This window comes from Arthrobacter sp. D3-18, assembly GCF_054408525.1.
On record NZ_CP096440.1, the window covers coordinates 872,067 to 892,081 of the forward strand.

Genomic DNA, 20,015 nt, shown 5'->3' on the forward strand with positions numbered 1-20,015 from the left:
GCAGGGACACCGTGGCCATCGCTGAAGCTGGTTCGCTGCTCGCGCTCAAACGCCGGGCACGCAAGATCAACAGGGTTCTCGCTGATAAGTATCCCTACGCGCATGCGGAGTTGGATTTCAGGAACCCCTTTGAGCTGGTGGTGGCCACAGTCCTTTCGGCCCAAACCACTGATGTGGCGGTCAACCAGGTCACCAAGATCCTGTTTGCCCGCTACCCGGATGCCCGCGCCATGGCTGAGGCGGATCCCTTGGAGCTGGAGACAATCCTGCAGCCAACGGGCTTCTTCAGGGCTAAAGCGAGGAACGTCCTGGCCCTCAGTACGCGGCTTGTGGATGAGTACGACGGCGTGGTCCCGGGGCGTCTTGAAGATTTGGTGACGCTCCCGGGCGTCGGGCGCAAGACCGCGAAGGTCGTTTTGGGCAATGCGTTCGGTATTCCCGGGATCACCGTGGATACACACTTCGGCAGGCTGGCCCGCCGGTTCGGGTGGACTGCCTCGGACGATCCTGTGAAGATCGAGTTCGACGTCGCCGAATTGTTTGAACCCAAGGACTGGACCATGCTCTCGCATCGAGTGGTGTTCCATGGACGCAGGGTCTGCCATTCCAGGAAGCCGGCTTGTGGTGCCTGCCCGGTCGCGAGCCTCTGCCCGAGCTACGGCGAGGGTGAAACGGATCCCGTAAAGGCAGCCAAATTGCTGAAGTACGAGCTTGCGCCTGGCAATGAAGCTTTGCTGGACAAGCTCTTGGCCGAGACGCACAGGGCCGCGGAGATCCGCATGGAATCGCAAAGGAGGCCCGGGTGACCGCGCTTGAGGAACTGTCCGCGCTGGTCACCCGCTTTGAAGACGGCCAGCAACAGCACTCGGCCCTCTGGGAGAAGCTTCCTGTCACCCCCGAGACCAACCGGGCTGCCGCAGTCCTCATGCTTTTCGGCGTGCTGGACAACATTCCTGCCGAATCGGGGCGGCCTATCGCGCCGGCCGACCTCGATGTCCTCTTGCTGGAACGGGCCCACACACTTGACGACCATCCGGGCCAGGTGGCGTTCCCGGGCGGCAGCGTGGACCCGGAAGATGAGTCGGTAGTGGCCGCTGCCCTTCGCGAAGCTGTGGAAGAAACCGGCCTGGACGCAAGTGGCGTCCGTGTACTTGGAGTCATCCCTGAACTTGGCCTCATCCGGAGCAACTTCCGGGTGACGCCAGTCCTGGCATGGTGGGATGCGCCATCGCCCATTCGGGTTGTGGACTACGCCGAGTCTGCCCAGGTCTTCAGGGTGCCGGTGCGCGACCTTTTGGATCCAGTCAACCGCGTCACCGCCACTATCTCCCGGTTTGGCCGCACGTACACCAGCCCTGGGTTCACCGTAAATGGCGTGCTGGTATGGGGCTTCACCGGGATGGTCCTCAGTGGCCTCTTTGACGAACTGGGCTGGACCGTTCCCTGGGACAAGGACAAGCTGCACGACATCGACCTCTAATGGGACCCTTGCCTGACTGGTCCTGCGCCTTCGTGACTGATTAGGCGGCCTCGCGGGCCGTCGTCGATCGGTCCACGATCAGTCCCGTTGCGGCGTTTTCCCGCACGGCGTTGATTCCGGCGACCACGCCTTCCAGGTGCGTGAAAGTTGGTGATACGGCCACGACGGTTCCGTCAGCCGCAGTCAGGCGGAACCGGTAACCGTCGTTGTTGTCCTTGAGAATTTCAAACCTGCCAGCCATCGAAATGCTTCCCCCTTTTGATGCTTCCTTGCACACAGATGTGGATCAGCAAAACTATCCACATAGTGAAAGTATCCAGAACAGGGGACGAACTAAAGTTACTTCGCAGTACCCGTCATCGGCGGGTCATCCCGGCTCATACAGCGAGATGTGACTGGATAGTCCCACGGCTTGCCGCTATGGTCCGGCTACTTCGCTTTATCGTACGAATCGACCACCGCCACACTCACCGGAAATTCCACTGGAATTTGCCCGAACATGAGTTCCTTCGCTGCTGAAGCCGCTTCTTCGATGGCCCTGATACAGGCGTCTACCGCGTAGTCGGGTGCGTGAACCATCACTTCATCGTGCAGGAAGAAGACGAGTTCCCCGATTGGTGAGCCTTCTGCTCGCGAAGCCCGCAGCCGCCGTCGTAATTCCGCAAGCCAGCAGGCAGCCCACTCAGCCGCCGAGCCCTGGACCACGAAGTTGCGGGTGAAACGGCCCCTGGAACGGGCCAGGTTGTCAGCGCGGCGCTGTTCTTCAGCGGTGGTGGACTGCTGGCTCCGCAACCAACCGGCCGACGGCGGTGGGCTGCTCCTGCCCAGCCGCGTGGTGACTGTCCGGCCCGCTTCGCCCTCACGAGCCGCCTGCTCCACGAATCCGACGGCGCGTGGATAGGTTCGCGTGAGTTGCGGCATGAGCCTGCCCGACTCGCCCGTGGTGGCGCCGTAAATGGCTCCCAACAGCGCAATCTTTGCTTTGGCACGGTCACCGCCAAAACCTTGGGCAGCGATGCCGGCATAGAGGTCCTTGTCGCGGGCGGCCTCTGCCATTTTCGTGTCTTGCGCCAGTGCCACAAGGACCCTCGGCTCCAATTGCGAGGCATCGGCGACGATGAGTTTGTGGCCCGGGTCCGCATGGACCGCTGCCCGGATGTTGCGCGGAATCTGGAGCGCACCGCCACCGCGTGAAGCCCAGCGGCCTGACACGACGCCACCCACTACGTACTCCGGGTGGAATCGCCCGTCACGTACCCACGCGTCCAACCAGGACCAGCCGTTGGCGGTATGCAGGCGGGAGAGTTTCTTGTAGGCGAGCAGGGGCTGGATGGCAGGGTGCTTCGATTCCTGAAGCTCCCATTGACGGGTGCTTTTCACTTCGATCCCGTTCCGGTGCAGGGCGCGCATGAGGTCCTGCGGGGAGTCCGGATTCAGGCTGGGGGAGTTGAGGATACTCCGGAGCTCGGCGCAGAGAGCCTCGAGTGCCGGAGGCCTGTGCCCAATCGGCGGCCTGGGACCCAGGACATCGGCAAGGATCTGTTGGTGCAACTCTTCTCGCCACGGGACACCGGCGTGCTGCATCTCGATGGCGATGATGGCGCACGCAGACTCCGCGGCCAGCAGCAACTGCAGGCGTTGTTTCTGCTGGTGGTCAGCAGGGATCTGAGAGATGGCGTGCTGCTGGGCAGCGAACTCCTCCCTGAGTTCAGCCAACCCCGCTTTGGGGTTGGACGGCGACAGGTCTTCGAAGAGCGCGCCTTGGTCCACGGGCGGTGGCGGGGGCTGCAGAGCCCGTGGCGGTGTTGAGTCGTCGTCCTGCGTGAGCTTGACCGCATGCATCGCGTAGTCCGTATGCGCCGTGAATTCAGAGTGGGCCAAAATGACTCCGCAGAGCGCCAGGTCGTGGCAACGCTCCAGTTCTATGCCATGAGTCAGCAGTTCCGGATACCATTCCTGGGCACGATGCCACACCCAGCGGGGCCGCTGAGCTTCGAATTCACGCACGACGCCGGGCAAGTCACCGCGGGTGACGACGCGCGCGTCAGCAGTCGCCTTTCCGGTGGGAGAGATCCGTTGTATGGCTGCGCCTTCCTGGTGGGCGGCGAGCAGCAAATACATGGTGTCCATTCTGCCCTGTGCGGCGGGGTGCTGCGGTAGTGCTGGGGCGGGGAGCGACTACTCCTCCACAACTGCGGCCGTCCTCGGTTGTGCACATAACGGCATACAGACCTTATGTAGTCACGGCCGATTCAATCAGTGTGAATGTCATGAGCATGCGAAATCGTCGGCAAAGGCAAACCAGCACGCACCACGGGCAAAGCAGCAGCCAGACAGCGCAGGGGGACGCGGACGGATCCTGGGTGCCCCGCGACGCCGTCGGGATACTGCTTGTTTCCGGCGACCCCTACCTTCAGGAAGAGGCCAAACGGATAGTCGCAGCGGCAGGCGGGAACCTGAAAACGGCCATTGACGTGGCGGAGGCCGTCCATGGTTGGGATAACGCCGACGTCGTTCTAGTGGGCAGTGATATCCGCGAACTGCCCCCGCGGCGAAGGGCTCCCACAGTGTTGCTCGGCAAAGCCTCTGAAGGTGACGGGCTATGGCGTTTAGCTGCTTCACTGGGAGCTGAACGGGTAGCCGTCCTTCCCGAGGCCGCCGCCTGGCTGGCTGAACACCTCAGCACGTCCGGCTCTCCAGACCCCGGGGGCACGGTCATGGGAATCATCGGCGGTAGTGGCGGGGCGGGAGCTACAACCACCGCGATTTGGCTGGCCCAGGCTGCGGCAGGGCATGGCGTCAGCACCGTGCTGATCGATGGTGACCGTTGGGGTGGAGGCCTTGAACTGGCGGTGACGGCTGACGAAATTCCAGGCCTGCGGTGGCCGGACTTCGCCGAAACCCGCGGCAGCATTGATTCCTCCAAGTTCCGGGACTCCCTGCCCGTGGCCGGTGGGTTCGCCTACCTGTCATGGCCCGGGACCAGGGAACCGGTCCATATTCCCGCGGCCGGTGCTGTAGCCGCCGTGGTTGACGCCGCACGCCGAAGCTTCGAACTCGTCCTGGTGGACATCGGACGCAGCGGGGAAGGACTCGGGACGCTCGCGTGGGACTGCGACAGGATTTTGCTGTTGAGCAAGGCTCACCTCAAATGCGCTGTGGCGGCCGCGCGTGTCCTCGACGAGCTCCCACCCGGCGACGCCGGACTTTTGGTCCGCGGAACCGGCGCTACATCTGTGGACGCTCCGCTGATTTCCGAATCTTTGGGATTGCCGCTGTTGGGCGTCCTTCCCGAGATACGTGGCGTGGCGGCTGCTACCGAACGTGGACGATTACTGGAACTCGGACGCCGAAAGCAGATCAGTCGTTTTGCCGGTTCTGTGCTGGAATTGAACTCTGTGCCGGAGTTGAACGGTGTCATCCAATGAGCCGTTTCGCCGAGGGAACCCGGCGTCGGCAGGGCCGCAGGCTGGACGCCGTTCTTCTTGAGACGGTGCGGGAATCAGTGCTCGCCGGGACCGGAGCCGTCACCCCGTCAACGGTCGCAGCAGCTGTGCAGGCGAGCGGCAGACTTCTAGGTACTGCTGGGGCGTTGGAAGCTGCGGAATCCATCAGTGCGGAATTGAACGGGTTGGGACCCCTCCAACACCTTGCTCAGGATCCTTCCGTCACTGACATCTTTGTCAACGGACCCGATTCAGTCTGGTTGGACCGCGGTAACGGCTTGGAACGTTCATCGGTTCACTTCGACACTGAACAACAGATCAGGTCGCTGGCCACACGCTTGGTTGCAGCCGGGGGCAGGCGATTGGATGACGGTTCTCCCTGCGTGGACGTCCGGCTCAAGGGAGGCTACCGGGTGCATGCAGTCCTCGCACCGATCTCAACGGCAGGCACCCTGCTGTCCATCCGTATCCGCCGGGAAGAGGTGTTCACTCTGACCGAGTTGAGGGAAAGTGGAATGTTTTCTGAGCACGTCGAGGCGGTTCTGCATGCCATCATGGCGCACAAACTGAGTTTCCTCATCAGCGGTGCCACGGGTTCAGGAAAGACAACGCTGCTCTCCACGATGCTCGGGTTGAGCCATCCGGCCGAGCGATTGGTGCTCATCGAGGACGCCGCCGAGCTCAATCCCGTTCACCCACATGTAGTGACGCTCGAATCACGCCATGGAAACCTTGAGGGTGGAGGAGCCCAGGACCTCGGAGAGCTGGTCCGCCAAGCACTACGCATGCGGCCGGACAGGCTGATTGTAGGAGAATGCCGAGGCGCTGAAGTCCGTGAATTGCTGACCGCGCTCAACACCGGCCACACCGGCGGCGGTGGCACGATTCACGCCAACACCGCCGAGGCTGTACCCGCACGGTTGGTGGCCCTCGGCGCCCTAGCGGGTCTGAACGCAGAAGCCGTCCGGTTGCAGGTCTCCAGTGCCTTGGACGTCGTGATTCACGTAGACAGATCCTCGTCGGGGCGGAAAGTGGCATCCATTGGCGTAGTGGACGATACACGGGCTGGCCAGAAGGTGGTGCCGGCCCTCGGCTGGAACCGCTCAGGAGTGACATACGGACCAGCATGGCCAGGACTTGCCGCCCGGCTCTCCTTGGCGCCGCTGGAAGAGGACGCTAACTCGCGAGCAGTTGATTTGTCGCCACAGGCCGGGGACGGCAAATGATTGGGACGTTCGTCCTCGTTGCGGCACTCGCGGCATGGCTGCAGCTCCGGGGCCATGGTGCCGGCAGCCGACGAATTCGGAGGAGCCTGGCGGAGCCGACAGGCGGGAAGGAAAGTACCAACGCTCGTGTAAGGGCCTGGCCCCGACGCTCACGACGAAAGCGGACCGAGCCTTTGTCACTTGTGGTGCTGGTGCAACAGCTCGCAGCCCTCCTGCGCGGCGGGCGGGGAACCCACAGGCTGTGGGAAGAGCTATGGATTGTCCACGGTTCACGGCACATTACGGACGGTGGCACGGCCGCTGCAATGCAGAGGGGGAACGCCGGGCTGTCGAACGAGTCGCTAAAAGTACTGGCAGCAGCACGGGCAGCGTCAACCGTAGGAAATTCTCCTGCTGAAGCCATCCGTGGCACGGCAGCAAAGGCGTATCCGCGACGCGGAAGTTCCGAACGACGAGTGTGGATGGAACTGGCAGCATGCCTGGACATCGCCGAAACCAGCGGCTGCCCCCTAGCTGACCTCCTCACCCGATTCGCAGCCCAACTGGAAGCCGAGGAAGACTCCGAAGCCGCCCGCCAGACGGCGCTCGCAGGGCCCAAGGCTACCGTTCGGTTGTTGTCGTGGCTCCCGGTCTTCGGGCTTGGGCTGGGGATGGCATTGGGCGTGGATCCGTTGGGGATCTTGCTGAACAACTTCCTGGGTGTTGCCACGTTCGCGGCGGGACTCCTGCTAACGGTGGCGGGCAGGGTTTGGTCCTCACGGCTGGTCGCTTCTGCGGCCGGAGACCTCTGATGCCCGGAGCTCCGGTGTTGGTGATGATGGCGATCATGGCGTTCTCGGCCTTCATCAGCTTCGCGGCACCCACGCCGCTGAGGAGGCGGTTACGTCCCCGGGGTAGGGAGGCTGAAGCGCCGACGGGGTCATTGACGGCAGCCGATGGTGACCCGGCAACGGACGGGCTCCGCGATACGGCAATGATGCTGGAACTGGTGGCCTCCATGCTCGACGCTGGAGCTGGAATAGGGCGGGCACTGGAACTTATCTCAAAGTGTGCTTCCCCACCAATCGGGCAATCACTCCGGCCAGTTGTTGCCGCACTTGCCCTTGGTGCCGACTGGGAGACTGCCTGGCGGACCCCCACGACGCACGGCTCCGAGGTAACCCGCCTCAAGGACGCACTGGCTTTTGCAGCCCTGACCGGTGCTCCGTCTGCGGCCATCCTCTATGCGCAGGCTGCTAGGGAACGGCGTGAGCAGTTCCGGGCCGCGGAGAAGCGGGCCGCTGCCTTGGGAGTCAAGCTGGTGGTTCCTTTGGGTCTCTGCTCGTTGCCGGCCTTTATCTGCCTTGGGATCATTCCCGTCCTGATCGCCATGCTTCCCTCAGGCTGAAGGGGGAGACAGGCCTGCTCGAGGAAGAACCCCAACCTTTCCTCCACATCCTGCCATTCAAGAGTGGTTATCCACTTGCAGGAATCGACTTCTTTCCGGTTACTCCACGCCACGGAAGAGTCGGTTCTGTCGGCAGACCCGCTGGCACTTCTTGAAAGGAACCCACCGTGAAAACACTGTCCACTACGCTTCCTGACATTCTCTGTGATGCGCCCCGGGATCGACCGGACCCCGTTGAAGACCTTGGGGTTCTTTCCGGAGAATCGGGGACAACCCACGAGTACGAGCTCTCCGAGTACGAGCTTGAACACAACGACCTTGAGCGATTCGATCTCGAGGACGAACTCGGGCAGTTCGAAGTGGGATTCGACGATCTTGAGGAGTTCGAGGAGACACAACTTGCTGGCGATGGCTTCTGGGCAAGGACAAGGCTGATGGGTTCGGAAGCGGGCATGGCCACCGCCGAGTACGCCATAGCCACCCTCGCTGCTGTTGGGCTCGCGGGTCTCCTTGTGGTCATCCTTCGGAGCGAGGAGGTCCGCGGCTTCCTGCTCAACCTGATCCGTACGGCGTTGTCCTTACCATGACGGATATGCTGCCTGCCCGCGGGAGAGTGTTTGGGGGAGAGGCGGAACGGGGCGCTGTCACTGCGGAGTTCGCCGTCGCCCTGCCAGCCGTTGTGTTGCTCCTGGCGTTCCTGCTGGCAGGCGGCGCCGCAGGCATCACCCAACTTCGACTGGAGGAAGCAGCCAGGGCGGGAGCGCGCGCATCGGCCCGGGGTGAGACCTCGGGCTCGGTGGAAGGGGTCGTCAAGCGACTTGCCGGGGACGGCGTTAACGCCACGCTGACCGACGACGGCGAGTGGCTGACCGTGACAGCTTCGTCGCCAGTGGGCGGAGCCTTGGGCCCGCTTATCCCTTGGACGCTGAAAGCATCTGCGTCAGCACGGGCAGAAGCGGGCACCCCGTGAAGAAAGTGTTGGTGAATACCCGGAGTGAGCGCGGGGCCGGCACAGTGCTCGCCCTGGGACTTGGGGCCGTGGTCATGGCGATGCTTCTTGGTCTGCTTTTCCTCGCGCAGGCAGGGGTAATGGCATCCCGGGCTGCGTCGGCAGCTGACCTGGCGGCTCTTGCAGCCGCAGATGCTGCCCGGGGTCTTGCTTCCGGGGAACCTTGTGCCGTCGCAGCAGACGTTGCTGCGAAGCACGATGCGAAGCTCGCGGCCTGCACGGTGGCCGGCGGGAATGTGGTGGAGGTCAGGACTGAGTTGGCACGCCCCTTCCAATGGGGCGTCGCCACGGGCAGGGCACGGGCTGGACCTCCTCCGTAGGCGGCACACACCGGACCGGTTCCTGCAGGACGGGCCTGGCCAAGGCGTTGTTTGAGTGGCGCCATTGTGATGTTTAGCTGACGCTCTTGGCTAGCTGGCGTCCTTCAACAACACGTCCAGGAGTGTGATGGCGGCTGCCTTGTCCAACGGGTTGTTCTTGTTGCCGCATTTAGGTGACTGAACACAGGACGGACAGCCGGCATCACACTCACAGGCCTTGATGGCCTCCCGGGTTGCCGTTAGCCAAATCTTGGCCTTTTCAAAGCCCCGCTCAGCGAATCCAGCACCACCTGGGTGGCCGTCGTAAACGAAGATCGTTGGCACCCCGGTGTCGGCGTGCAGGGCGGTGGAGACGCCGCCTATGTCCCAGCGGTCACTGGATGCCACCAGGGGGAGCAGCCCAATGGCGGCATGTTCAGCCGCATGCAGCGCGCCGGGGAACTCCGCTTCCACTAAGCCGGCGCCGTGCAACGAACGGTTGTCCACCACGAACCAGACAGCCTTGGTAAACAGGTCCCGGGCTCCCAGATCGAGGGGTTCTTCACCGAGGATCTCGTTCGAAATCAAGGCCTTGCGCTGAAAGGAGACCACTTGGGTGGTTACTTTGACGTCGCCAAAGTGCACGGTGATGTCACCCCACTGGACCGATCGCGAGGTTTCAAGGACTTCGATCTGGGTTACATCCCGAGCCATGGTGTAGAAGTCCGGATTTACCCGGCGGACCATCACGCAGTGATCGGTTTCGTTGAGGTCCTCCACCAGGTAGCTGTCACCTTGGTGGACATAGATGGCACCTGTATGAGCCTGATAGTGCGTCTGTGGCGAGTCCATGGTTCCCAAGAGGGACCCGGTCTCGGCGTCAACAATACTGACGGGCCCGCCTCCGTCGGCCCGGAGGTTTACCATCCCGGCAGCGCTCTCCGGGTGGGTCCAGAACCATCCCGCGGGACGCTTGCGAAGGTAGCCCTGCACCACCAAGCGATCAAGGAGACCCTCGGCAGTGGGGCCGAAGAGATCCAGCTCCGCCGGTCCGATCGGCAACTCGGCCGCCGCCGCGCACAAGTGCGGGCCAAGAACGTAAGGATTGCCGGGGTCGAAGACAGTGGCCTCCACCGAGACGTCAAAGATCGCCTCCGGGTGGTTCACCAGATAGGTATCCAAGGGATCATCGCTGGCCACAAAAGCCGCAATTGCATCCTGTCCCGCGCGGCCTGCGCGGCCGATCTGCTGAAAGAGCGAGGCCCTGGTGCCCGGCCATCCGGCGACCAGCACGGCATCAAGGCCCGAGATGTCGATACCAAGCTCCAAGGCGGAGGTGCTGGAGACCCCCAGCAACTGGCCGGACCTTAAGGCCTGCTCCAAAGCCCGCCGCTCCTCGGGCAGGTATCCGGACCTGTAGGCTGCCACCCGCCCTGGAAGACTGGGATCCACCTCATCCAGCAGTCTCTTGGTAATGGAGGCAATGGACTCAGCGCCGCGACGCGACTTGATGAACGCGATGGTCCTGACGCGCGACGAAACGAGGTTGGCCAGGATGTCCGCGGTCTCAGCTACTGCTGTCCTCCGTTGTTTAGCACCGTTCTCGCCTTTGACATCGGTCAGGGCCGGCTCCCAGAAGGCCACCGTAGTGGAACCGTGCGGAGAGCAGTCTTCGGAAACTTCCCTGACGGGAGCGCCTATGAGCCGTCCAAAGGAAACCCCGGGATCGGAAGCGGTGGCGGAAGCAGCTATGAAGACAGGTTCGGGGAAGGAGGTCCCCGCACCGTAATAAGCGCAGATCCGGCGCAGGCGCCGCATCAAATTGGCCACGTGTGAGCCGAACACACCGCGGTAACTATGTGCTTCGTCTACGATGACGTAGCGCAGCCGTCGGAAGAACCGGGCCCACCATGTGTGGTTGGGGAGGATCCCGAAGTGCAGCATGTCCGGGTTGGCAAGGATGAAATTGGCGTGGTCACGGATCCAGCGCCGGGACGAGACGTCAGTATCGCCGTCGTAAGTTTCAGCCCGGACCGTAGGCAATTTCAGCGAGCGGATCGCCGCGAGCTGGTCTGCTGCAAGGGCCTTGGTAGGGGACAGGTAGAGCGTGACTGCGCCGTCGTCGTGGATCTTTCCAGGATCAGATAGGACTCGCAGCTCCGAACGGTGAATCGCATCCAACGCCGGCAGCTGATAGGCGAGCGACTTGCCGGAGGCAGTTCCGGTGGCAATGACAACGTGCTGCCCGGAATGGGCGAGATCTGCCGCTTGGATCTGGTGCCGGTACGGTTCGTGGATGCCCAGGGTGCCGTACGCCGCCACCACATCCGGGTGGACCCAGTCGGGCCAAGGTTCGTTGACAGCTTTTCGGGCAGGGATGGTGTGGACATGGCGCAACTGCTCAGGGTCCGCCGTTCGGCCCAGTAAGGAGATCAGTGAATTTGGTGCAGCCACCGAATCATTCTGTCACTGTGCGGGCACGCCAACGGCGGCACCTTAGCGGCACCGCCGTCGTGCTTGGCTGTTAGCGGGAGTTTCTAGGCTCCTGACAGGTCCGATCCTTCGGTGCCACTGGACATCATGAGGACGTGGCACACCACGTCCCAGCCCAGATGGGAGTACAGCTTTTGGCCGTCCAAGGAAGCCAACAAAAGCCCGTTCTCAACATCGTGCGAGAAAGCTTGAGCGGCGAGGGCCTTCATGATGAAGCTGCCCAGACCTCGGCGCTGAAAATCGGGTTCGGTGACGATCTTGTCGAAGATGGCGGTGCCATTGACGACGTAGACCCGGCCGCTGGCAGCAACCTGTTCACCAGAGTGGACCACTGCGTGATGGACGCCGTTTGATTCGGAGGTAGCGAGCTCCAAATCGTCGTCAGGGAGCCACGGATCCTCAGAATCCTGGGTTTCCATGTCCACGATCATCATGGTCTGGGATGCGGACGTCACGGTGAGTCCGCGCTGCTCAGCGAGGTATTTGTACCGTTGGACGTCGTTAGTGAGTACCGTCAGGATCCGGTTTGGGGATTCTGCGGTCTTGTCCGCAAGGGCGGCGAACTCTTCGTCCGACGGATCATGGGCGAAATACTCCCAATCACCGGTTTTGTCGGCGCGAAGTGCGGCAGGGAAGCGGCCCTCTTGGCGTAACTCATAGCCGCGGCAGCCGGACCAGCCAGCTACCCAGACTTCCAAGAGGTGCGCAATGTCTTCAACCAAGGCGTCTGGACTCATGTAGAGAGAGTATGCCAGCGCATCACCAAGCAACAGAGCCATATCAGCCCGCCGATGGTTGCTTATGGAATTGTGACTTACGGCCGCAGGCCAACCCGCAGGCCCACACGCAGACACCGCGCGGAACGAACGGATTTTACTGCACCAAGTACCCTTTAATAGTGGCTTTGAACCGAATTGTGCTCTTCTATGGCTTTACCCCGATCGCCGACCCTGACGCCGTGCGTCTGTGGCAGCGTGCCCTGTGCGAAAAGCTGGGCCTCACCGGCAGGATCCTCATATCCAAGGACGGCATCAACGCCACCGTGGGCGGCGAGCTCAACAACATGAAGCAGTACGTGAAAACCACTCGCGAATACAAGGGTTTTCACGACATCGACTTCAAATGGTCGGAGGGAAGTGCAGCAGATTTCCCGCGCCTCAGCGTCAAAGTACGCGATGAGATCGTGTCGTTCGGTGCGCCGGGTGAACTGAAGGTGGACGCCAACGGCGTGGTAGGCGGCGGGAAGCACCTCCAACCCGAGGAACTTCACGCGCTGGTGGATGCCAAGAAGTCCAGTGGCGAAGACGTAGTGTTCTTCGATGGCCGGAACGCGTTCGAAGCGCAGATCGGCAAGTTCAAGGATGCAATCGTTCCGGACGTGGACACCACCCACGACTTCATCAAGGAACTCGACTCGGGCAAGTACGACGACCTCAAGGACAAGCCGGTTGTCACCTACTGCACCGGGGGCATCCGCTGCGAAGTACTCTCCAGCCTGATGGTCAACAGGGGCTTCAAAGAGGTTTACCAGTTGGATGGCGGGATTGTCCGCTACGGTGAGACGTTCAAGGACAAAGGCCTCTGGGAGGGTTCGCTTTACGTCTTCGACAAGCGCATGCACGTCGAGTTCAGCGAGGAAGCCAAGACCATCGGCGAGTGCGTCCGCTGCTCTGCTCCCACTAACAAGTTCGAGAACTGCTCCAACCTCAGTTGCCGTACTTTAACTCTGTACTGCGAGGAATGTGCCTCCAGCCCGGAAACGCTCCGCTGCCCCGGAGGCTGCGAAGCGGCCTGACAATCCGAATCAGAGCCGGCTCACCCGGTAGGTGAAATTGGCATCAGACCTGGTACCCACCGTGATGGACAGTATGGCGTCCTTTTCCAGCTGAACCACGCTCACGCGCGCATTGGCGCATCCCAGCGTCAAGTTCACCAGCTCCACCTCGCCCACCTTGACGGAGAACGTCACCCGGCGCGTGCCACGGCAGGCCAGCGTCACCGCGTACGTCCCACCCGGTAATTGCACTGTTTGCTCAGACTTGGACTCGCCGGGATTGAGGTACCCGCTGCTTGAATAGAACGACTGCCCCTGGGACTCAGGCAAGGCCGATTTTGCCCACTCTTCGAGTGCCTCGCCGGTAACGGTCTCCTCCAGAGCCGGATCGGGCGGCAGAACTACACTTCCCGCTGTCGAGGTAGGGCTGGCATCTGGCCTTCCGCCCTCGTCATAGGTGTATTCGCACGCCGTCAGGCTGCCGCCCAGCACAACAAGGATGACGACGGCGGCCCTCGCCAGCCGCTGTGGCATCACCGAGCGAGCTGCCTTGCTGCCCATGCACTGACTTTACGCCCGTAAAGCCACTGGCCAAAGGCCTATCGGAGCAGGTGCGCCCGGCCCTAGGCGGCAGGAACCATGTGATAGGCGAAGATCAGCGGAGCGTCGACGCTGCTCGTCGAGATGCTAAGGGGACCCGTCCCGGGCACCTTGATCTTCACCACATCAAGGCTGCCATTGCATGCCGCGGCCGCGTCCGCGATCTTGATGCCGCTCGAAGAAATCGCGAAGTACGCCTTGCCGCCCCCATCGCACGCCATAGTGAGCGTGTAGCTTCCGCCCGGAACGTTGGGGGACTCCTTGACCAACGGGTCCCGGTTGAGGATCTTGCCGGAGTCCTCCAACACCACGCCGCTTGCCGCGGGCAGGATCTTTTCCTTCCAAGCAGGAACGTCCGCATCTTCGATGTTGGCCGGCGCCTGGCAGCCGGAGACCCCCAGCAATGCCGCGGCGATGATGGCGACAAGGCCCGCACGGCGCCTTGTGGAGGAGAAGTTGAGCATGAATCCAACGCTACCGGGTTCCAAGGGCGGCCTTTGTCCACATAGTGCTGGTCAACGATCCAAAGGCAGGGTGCGCCGCCCCTACACTTGCAAGGTGACTGACTCAGCTTCCCTCTTTACTGCCGGCAACATTGACGATGCTCCCCGCAGTGACCGCCCCGAACTGCTTTCGGCGCTCGCCGCAGACCTTCGTGCCCTCAACTACACAGTGGACGGTGTGGCTGAGCTTTTGGGAGCATCCGCCTCAGAAGCACTCGGCAGGGACCAGCTGATTCCTGCACTCCTTGCCAGTGAGAGGCTCATGGACTCCGAGGACCCTGCCCTCCGGTCACAGGCTGTGATTGTTCGTCTCTGGCTGCTTGCCGTTCCGCAGTCAGTCCCGGACATCGATTCCGCTCTCCCCGGTACTCGCGCAAAAGGCCTTGAGGAACTGGGGCTGATCACCGTGGATTCAGGAATGGCCAAGGCCAAGGTGGACCTGCGCCCCTATGGCTGGGACGCCAACACGGACGGCAGTGGCGGTGCAGAACTCTGGGTTGCCAGCGACCTCGCGGCCCACCAGCAGCCTGGAGTCTTGAGGCACGATCACGTCCTGGGAATCGGACGTGCCTCCACAACGCTGGTCCAAACCACGTACAGGAAGCACAGCAAACGAGCGCTGGACGTGGGCACCGGCTGCGGTATCCAGACCTTCCACCTGCTCCATCACTGCGAGCACGTCACAGCCACGGATATCTCGGAGAGGGCACTCGCGTTCACCCGGTTCAACCTTCTGCTGAACGCCGCTGAACTGGAGCTGGACCCGGACAACTTGGAGCGTCGGGTGAGCCTTCGGCTTGGATCGCTCCTGGAACCGGTAGCAGGGGAGCAGTTCGGCTTGGTGGTATCAAACCCACCGTTCGTCATCACTCCGCGAAGAGGCGGCGAATCGTCGGCGGACCGGTTCACCTACCGCGATGGCGGTCTTCCCGGCGACGACATAGTGGCTTCCCTCGTGCAGTCCCTCTCTGAGGTCCTCGAGCCCGGCGGAACAGCACAAATGCTGGGCAATTGGGAGGTCAGCTCTGGTACGAACTGGAAGGACCGGCCCAAGGCATGGCTGAAGGACTCAGGTTTGGACGTCTGGTTCATCCAACGGGAGCAAGTAGGCCCCGAACAGTACGCGGAGACTTGGCTCCAGGACGCATCGCAGAACCGCGAGGGCCAGCAATACAAGGAAGCCTACGCCGCATATCTGGACGATTTTGCTTCCAGGAACGTCGACGGTATTGGCTTCGGCATGATTTGGCTGCGCCGCCCGGAGACACCGCTCGGGGTCATCATCAACCGCTTCGAGGAAATCACCTACCCAATAGAGCAGCCGATCGGACCGCATCTGGGTGCTGCCGTGGAACGGGCTGATTGGGTGGCCGCACATTCGGTCCCGGAGGCCCACCTGGTGGTTGCCGAGGACGTCACCGAGGAACGGCACCAGCGTCCCGGAGCTGTTCATCCCGGGGTTATTCTCCTGAGGCAAGGGGCCGGACTTCGCCGGACCAATCTGCTCAGCACTGAACTGGCCGGGTTCGTCTCTGCCTGCGACGGCCAATTGTCGGTCCGGCAGATCGTCTCGGCTTTGGTATCGCTCCTGGGCGGGGGTGAGGACTTCGACGAAGAATCCTTCCGCGAAGGGCTTTTCCGAGAGGTCACCAACCTGGTCCTGGACGGATTCCTTCTTCCAGACCCGGCGCAGGTCAGCGCATGATCCGGGGTGTGGCGCCGCGATCATCAAACACCGGGCCTCCGGGAAGTGACCCTGACTACACTGATGAAGTGAGTGCGAACAACGAATCATCCCAAGCGTCAGGCGATGTTCCCCGGCGGAAGCGTGCCGAGAAGACGGTTGAGATCACTGATCCCAAGGCTATCCGTGCATTGGCGCACGCCGCCCGGATTGAGGTCATCTCTGAGCTCTACGCCACACAGGTCAGCCACACAGCCACGGAACTCGCTGCCAGGACCGGGCTGACACCCAGTGCAATGAGTTACCACCTTCGGGCCCTCCAGAAATGGGGGATCGTGGCACCTGCGGAAAACGCCGGTGATGCCCGGGAACGTCGCTGGAAAGCGGCCGGAACGGACTTCACTATCTCGGGAGGGAGTGTTGCCAGCCCTGAGATTGCCGTGGTTGACCTGGAGCTTGATGCTTTCCGACGCCGGGCTTCGGCCTTCGCCAAGGCCCGCGGGGAACGCCGGCAACGGGGGGAAACAGGAGAAGAGCCGGCAGCAGTAGTCCTTTCCAGCAACCTGCTGTACTTAACCAACCCACAGCGCAGGGAACTTTTGGACAGAATCCGCGCCGTTCTGCGGGAGTACGAACTCGAGGACCCCACTCGGATACCGGAAGGTGCTGAACGTGTGGCAACCTTGTGGTCAATGATCCCGGATGACCGGGTTGCACCCGGTCAGTAAGAGCCCGCCGGGTCTTTGACTGTCCGCCCTGGTTCCGCACCAAAACGCAGGATTCTGCAAACTATGGTGAACTAGGCCAATATGGGCACCAGCCCAATTACACATTTTTTCTGTAGGAGCACCGTGCCCAGCAAGGCAAAAACCGGCAAGAAACTCGTGATCGTGGAGTCTCCCGCCAAGAGCAAGACCATCGCCAAGTATCTTGGCGAGGGCTTCATCGTCGAGGCTTCGATCGGCCACATCCGGGACCTCCCGCAGCCGTCGGACCTCCCTGCCGAGCTGAAGAAGACCTCGTTGGGCAAGTTCGCTGTCGACGTCGAGAACGACTTCAAGCCGTACTACGTTGTTTCTCCGGACAAGAAGAAAAAGGTCGCCGAGCTCAAGGCCCAGCTGAAAGACGCTGACGCCCTTTACCTCGCAACTGATGGGGACCGCGAAGGCGAAGCCATCGCGTGGCACCTCCTGGAGGTCCTGAAGCCCAAGGTTCCCGTCTACCGCATGACCTTCGGTGAAATTACCAAGGAAGCCATCCACCGCGCCATGGACAACCTCCGGGATGTCGATACCGCTTTGGTGGATGCCCAGGAAACACGTCGTATCCTTGACCGCCTTTATGGGTACGAGATTTCCCCCGTGTTGTGGCGCAAAGTTGCCCGTGGACTGTCCGCCGGCCGTGTCCAGTCCGTGGTTACCCGCATGGTGGTTGACCGTGAACGTGAACGCATGGCCTTCCGGGCCGCATCCTACTGGGACCTCACCGGCCAGTTCGGTTCAGATTCGGGTTCATTCAAGGCCAAGCTTGCCGCCGTGGACGGTTCCAAGGTAGCCAGTGGCCGGGACTTCAACGACAATGGGCAGCTCACCTCCTCCAACGTGGTGCACCTCAATGAGGAACTTGCGACGTCCTTGGCTACCGGTCTGGAGAACGCTGACTTCCGCGTCCGTTCCGTAGATACCAAGCCTTATACACGCCGCCCTGCCGCACCGTTCACCACCTCCACTCTGCAGCAGGAAGCGGGCCGAAAGCTCCGCTTCTCGTCGAAGAGCACCATGCAGGTTGCCCAGCGACTGTATGAAAACGGCTACATCACCTATATGCGTACCGACTCGTCTGCTTTGAGCGATGAAGCACTGACAGCTGCCCGCCGTCAGGCTTCCGAGCTTTATGGTCCCGAGTACGTGCCTCAGAGCCCCCGTGTCTACGCCAACAAGGCTGCCAACGCCCAGGAAGCTCACGAGGCCATCCGTCCCGCAGGAGACTCCTTCCGTACTCCCGCGCAGGTTGCCAAGCAGCTGAGCGGTGATGAGTTCCGCCTCTACGAGCTCATCTGGAAGCGCACGGTCGCCTCTCAGATGGCTGACGCCAAGGGTTCTACGGCTACCATCCGCCTGGGTGCAGTGGCCGCTGACGGTCGCGACGCCGAATTCTCCGCTTCCGGTACGGTCATCACCTTCCCTGGCTTCCTTGCAGCCTATGAGGAGGGCAAGGACGAAAGCCGTGGTGATGACGAGTCCGATGAAGCCCGTCGCCTGCCGAACGTGGCCAAGGATGATTCTTTGACGGCTTCGGACATTCTGGCTGTCGGGCACGAAACGTCACCGCCGCCGCGCTACACGGAAGCCTCGCTGACAGCTGAGCTCGAAAAGCGGGGCATCGGCCGCCCGTCCACCTATGCCTCCACCATCTCCACCATTCAGGACCGTGGCTACGTTCGTAAGCAGGGTTCTGCACTGGTTCCCAGCTGGATCGCGTTCTCCGTAATCCGCTTGCTGGAACAACACTTCACCGATTATGTGGACTATGAGTTCACGGCAGACATGGAAGGCGACCTGGACAAGATCGCCAACGGCCAGGCCGTGGGTGCTGCCTGGCTCAAGCACTTCTACTACGGTGAGGACGCAGATCCCGGTCTGTTGAGCATCGTCAACAACCTCGGCGAAATCGATGCCCGCGAAATCAACTCCGTGCCCATCGCCGACGGCATCACGCTGCGTGTGGGCAAGTTCGGCCCATACCTGGAAAGCTCCATCCCCACCTTGGATGCGAAGACCGGCGAAGTGGTTGAATCCGCACGGGCCAACGTCCCCGAGGAACTCGCTCCGGACGAGCTCACGGCCGACAAAGCCAAAGAGCTCATGGAGACCGCAGCCCCCGAGGAACGGGTCCTGGGAACCGACCCGCACACCGGCCACACCATCGTTGCCAAGAACGGCCGCTACGGCGCCTATGTCACCGAGATCATCCCGGAGATGACCGAGGAGCAGCTGGCCAACCAGCCGGTGGAGTATTACAAGAACGGCAAGCCCAAGCCTCCCAAGAAGCCCGTGAAGGCCAAGCCACGTACCGGTTCACTGTTCAAGTCCATGACCGTGGATACGGTCACTTTGGATGAGGCCCTCGCGCTCATGAGCCTGCCCCGGGTCCTCGGTGAGGACGCGGATGGCAACCCCATCACGGTGCAGAACGGCCGCTTCGGGCCTTACCTGAAGAAGGGCACTGACTCCCGCTCCATCGGTTCGGAAGAGGAAATCTTCACGATCACCCTGGAGCAGGCTCTGGAGATCTACTCGCAGCCCAAGCAGCGTGGCGCACGCGCCTCAGTACCGCCTTTGGCTGAGTTCGGTCCAGACCCCGTCTCCGAGAAGAACATCGTGGTGAAGGAAGGCCGCTTCGGCCCTTACATCACTGACGGCGTCACCAACATCACTGTCCCGCGCTCAACGTCCCTTGAGGAGCTGACCCGGGAACGCGCCGTCGAGCTCTTGGCGGAAAAGCGGGCCAAGGGACCGGTCAAGCGGACCACCACCCGCAAGGCACCGGCCAAGAAGGCAACAGCCAAAAAGTAGTCACCATGACGGCCGGGGCAGCATTCGCGAATTGCGTCCCGGCCGGCATCGTGGTCGAGTAGAACCATGACTGAACAGACGGTTTCACCGGACAACGAACCCTTGAACGACCTCGAGGCGAAGCTCGCCTCGGCCGAACAGCCGGACGCGAACCCGGTGGACGTCATCCTCGCTTTCCTGAACAACGAGGTCTACCTCGTCAGCTCGGAAGCCGTGGACGGCCCCGACTCCTCCGTGGAGCCTTTGGTCCTGTCCAACGCTGACGGCCAGCCCGTCCTGGCGGTATTCAGCCACCCGAGCCGCGTGGATGAGCGCTTCCTCGAAGCAGCCCCGCACGTCCTGGGCACCATGGGGTCAGCGATCCTCGGCAACATCGGAGACGAACTCGGTATGGTCATCAACCCGGGAAGTGAATTCGGCTTCGAAATCGACCCCGAGGGCATTGCGAACATTCGCCGCGACTTCAAGCGCGCCGACGAAGCCGGGGAGTCCGCCGAATAGCGGTGGCCCAGGCTGCCGGTAACCATCCGGTCAGCGAA

20 protein-coding genes are annotated in these 20,015 nt (G+C 62.1%); 14 read left to right on the forward strand and 6 right to left on the reverse strand.

What is annotated here, in order from left to right; all coding sequences use genetic code 11:
- Positions 1-11 precede the first annotated feature (11 nt).
- Both nth and M1D89_RS06190 read left to right on the forward strand, forming a co-directional pair.
- Positions 12-806 carry an endonuclease III gene (gene nth / locus M1D89_RS06185; protein WP_498648973.1) on the forward strand — a complete coding sequence of 265 codons (795 nt, stop codon included), beginning with the start codon at positions 12-14 and terminating at the stop codon, positions 804-806.
- Positions 803-1,480: an NUDIX hydrolase gene (locus M1D89_RS06190; protein ID WP_498648975.1), complete on the forward strand. Its 678-nt coding sequence runs from the start codon at positions 803-805 to the stop codon at positions 1,478-1,480. The genes nth and M1D89_RS06190 overlap by 4 nt, the downstream gene beginning before the upstream one ends.
- A gap of 40 nt (positions 1,481-1,520) precedes the next feature.
- Here the strand turns inward: M1D89_RS06190 and M1D89_RS06195 are convergent, their stop codons facing one another.
- Together M1D89_RS06195 and M1D89_RS06200 are read right to left on the reverse strand one after the other, a co-directional pair.
- The gene (locus M1D89_RS06195) at positions 1,521-1,721 is read right to left on the reverse strand and encodes a YegP family protein (protein ID WP_498648977.1); all 201 of its coding nucleotides are present in this window, start codon (positions 1,719-1,721) and stop codon (positions 1,521-1,523) included.
- Between the two features lie 188 nt (positions 1,722-1,909).
- The gene (locus M1D89_RS06200; protein WP_498648979.1) at positions 1,910-3,601 is read right to left on the reverse strand and encodes a bifunctional 3'-5' exonuclease/DNA polymerase; all 1,692 of its coding nucleotides are present in this window, start codon (positions 3,599-3,601) and stop codon (positions 1,910-1,912) included.
- A gap of 149 nt (positions 3,602-3,750) precedes the next feature.
- Between M1D89_RS06200 and ssd the strand changes: the two genes are divergently transcribed.
- The 7 genes from ssd to M1D89_RS06235 all read left to right on the forward strand — a co-directional run bounded on the left by ssd (position 3,751) and on the right by M1D89_RS06235 (position 8,868).
- Positions 3,751-4,908 (forward strand): septum site-determining protein Ssd, encoded by a 1,158-nt coding sequence (gene ssd, locus M1D89_RS06205; protein WP_498648981.1) that lies wholly within the window; start codon positions 3,751-3,753, stop codon positions 4,906-4,908.
- The gene (locus tag M1D89_RS06210; RefSeq protein ID WP_498648983.1) at positions 4,905-6,152 is read left to right on the forward strand and encodes a TadA family conjugal transfer-associated ATPase; all 1,248 of its coding nucleotides are present in this window, start codon (positions 4,905-4,907) and stop codon (positions 6,150-6,152) included. Before ssd ends, M1D89_RS06210 begins: the two co-directional genes overlap by 4 nt.
- Complete coding sequence (locus M1D89_RS06215) at positions 6,149-6,943, forward strand: type II secretion system F family protein (RefSeq protein ID WP_498648985.1); 795 nt, start codon at positions 6,149-6,151, stop codon at positions 6,941-6,943. The genes M1D89_RS06210 and M1D89_RS06215 overlap by 4 nt, the downstream gene beginning before the upstream one ends.
- Positions 6,943-7,539, forward strand: coding sequence for a type II secretion system F family protein (locus M1D89_RS06220; protein ID WP_498648987.1), 597 nt, complete (start codon positions 6,943-6,945; stop codon positions 7,537-7,539). The genes M1D89_RS06215 and M1D89_RS06220 overlap by 1 nt, the downstream gene beginning before the upstream one ends.
- Positions 7,540-7,706: 167 nt before the next feature.
- Positions 7,707-8,126: a DUF4244 domain-containing protein gene (locus tag M1D89_RS06225; RefSeq protein WP_498648989.1), complete on the forward strand. Its 420-nt coding sequence runs from the start codon at positions 7,707-7,709 to the stop codon at positions 8,124-8,126.
- A complete protein-coding gene (locus M1D89_RS06230; RefSeq protein WP_498648990.1) occupies positions 8,123-8,509 on the forward strand; it encodes a TadE family type IV pilus minor pilin in 387 nt (128 codons plus the stop codon). Before M1D89_RS06225 ends, M1D89_RS06230 begins: the two co-directional genes overlap by 4 nt.
- A gap of 11 nt (positions 8,510-8,520) precedes the next feature.
- Entirely contained in the window at positions 8,521-8,868 is a 348-nt protein-coding gene (locus M1D89_RS06235) for an Rv3654c family TadE-like protein (protein ID WP_498648991.1), read from the forward strand.
- A 90-nt stretch (positions 8,869-8,958) separates the two neighbouring features.
- On the opposite strand, the gene M1D89_RS06240 is transcribed toward M1D89_RS06235, so the two are convergent.
- Both M1D89_RS06240 and M1D89_RS06245 read right to left on the reverse strand, forming a co-directional pair.
- The gene (locus M1D89_RS06240; RefSeq protein ID WP_498648993.1) at positions 8,959-11,301 is read right to left on the reverse strand and encodes a DEAD/DEAH box helicase; all 2,343 of its coding nucleotides are present in this window, start codon (positions 11,299-11,301) and stop codon (positions 8,959-8,961) included.
- Between the two features lie 83 nt (positions 11,302-11,384).
- The gene (locus tag M1D89_RS06245) at positions 11,385-12,077 is read right to left on the reverse strand and encodes a GNAT family N-acetyltransferase (RefSeq protein WP_498648995.1); all 693 of its coding nucleotides are present in this window, start codon (positions 12,075-12,077) and stop codon (positions 11,385-11,387) included.
- A gap of 161 nt (positions 12,078-12,238) precedes the next feature.
- Here M1D89_RS06245 and trhO point away from each other — a divergent pair, with 161 nt between their 5' ends.
- On the forward strand, positions 12,239-13,135 hold the full coding sequence (trhO, locus tag M1D89_RS06250; RefSeq protein ID WP_498648997.1) for an oxygen-dependent tRNA uridine(34) hydroxylase TrhO: 897 nt from the start codon (positions 12,239-12,241) through the stop codon (positions 13,133-13,135).
- Positions 13,136-13,144: 9 nt separating this feature from the next.
- On the opposite strand, the gene M1D89_RS06255 is transcribed toward trhO, so the two are convergent.
- Positions 13,145-13,675, reverse strand: a complete 531-nt coding sequence (locus M1D89_RS06255) for a DUF6023 family protein (RefSeq protein ID WP_498648999.1) — start codon at positions 13,673-13,675, stop codon at positions 13,145-13,147.
- A gap of 62 nt (positions 13,676-13,737) precedes the next feature.
- Entirely contained in the window at positions 13,738-14,178 is a 441-nt protein-coding gene (locus tag M1D89_RS06260; RefSeq protein WP_498649000.1) for a DUF6023 family protein, read from the reverse strand.
- Between the two features lie 94 nt (positions 14,179-14,272).
- On the opposite strand from M1D89_RS06260, the gene M1D89_RS06265 reads away from it, so the two are divergent.
- The 4 genes from M1D89_RS06265 (at position 14,273) to M1D89_RS06280 (ending at position 19,977) form a co-directional block, all read left to right on the forward strand.
- Positions 14,273-15,922, forward strand: a complete 1,650-nt coding sequence (locus tag M1D89_RS06265; RefSeq protein ID WP_498649002.1) for a DUF7059 domain-containing protein — start codon at positions 14,273-14,275, stop codon at positions 15,920-15,922.
- The gene (locus tag M1D89_RS06270; protein WP_498649004.1) at positions 15,919-16,629 is read left to right on the forward strand and encodes an ArsR/SmtB family transcription factor; all 711 of its coding nucleotides are present in this window, start codon (positions 15,919-15,921) and stop codon (positions 16,627-16,629) included. Before M1D89_RS06265 ends, M1D89_RS06270 begins: the two co-directional genes overlap by 4 nt.
- Positions 16,630-16,752: 123 nt before the next feature.
- Positions 16,753-19,476 (forward strand): type I DNA topoisomerase, encoded by a 2,724-nt coding sequence (gene topA / locus M1D89_RS06275; RefSeq protein WP_498649005.1) that lies wholly within the window; start codon positions 16,753-16,755, stop codon positions 19,474-19,476.
- 66 nt (positions 19,477-19,542) lie between these two features.
- Entirely contained in the window at positions 19,543-19,977 is a 435-nt protein-coding gene (locus M1D89_RS06280; RefSeq protein ID WP_017199191.1) for an SseB family protein, read from the forward strand.
- Positions 19,978-20,015: the final 38 nt, after the last annotated feature.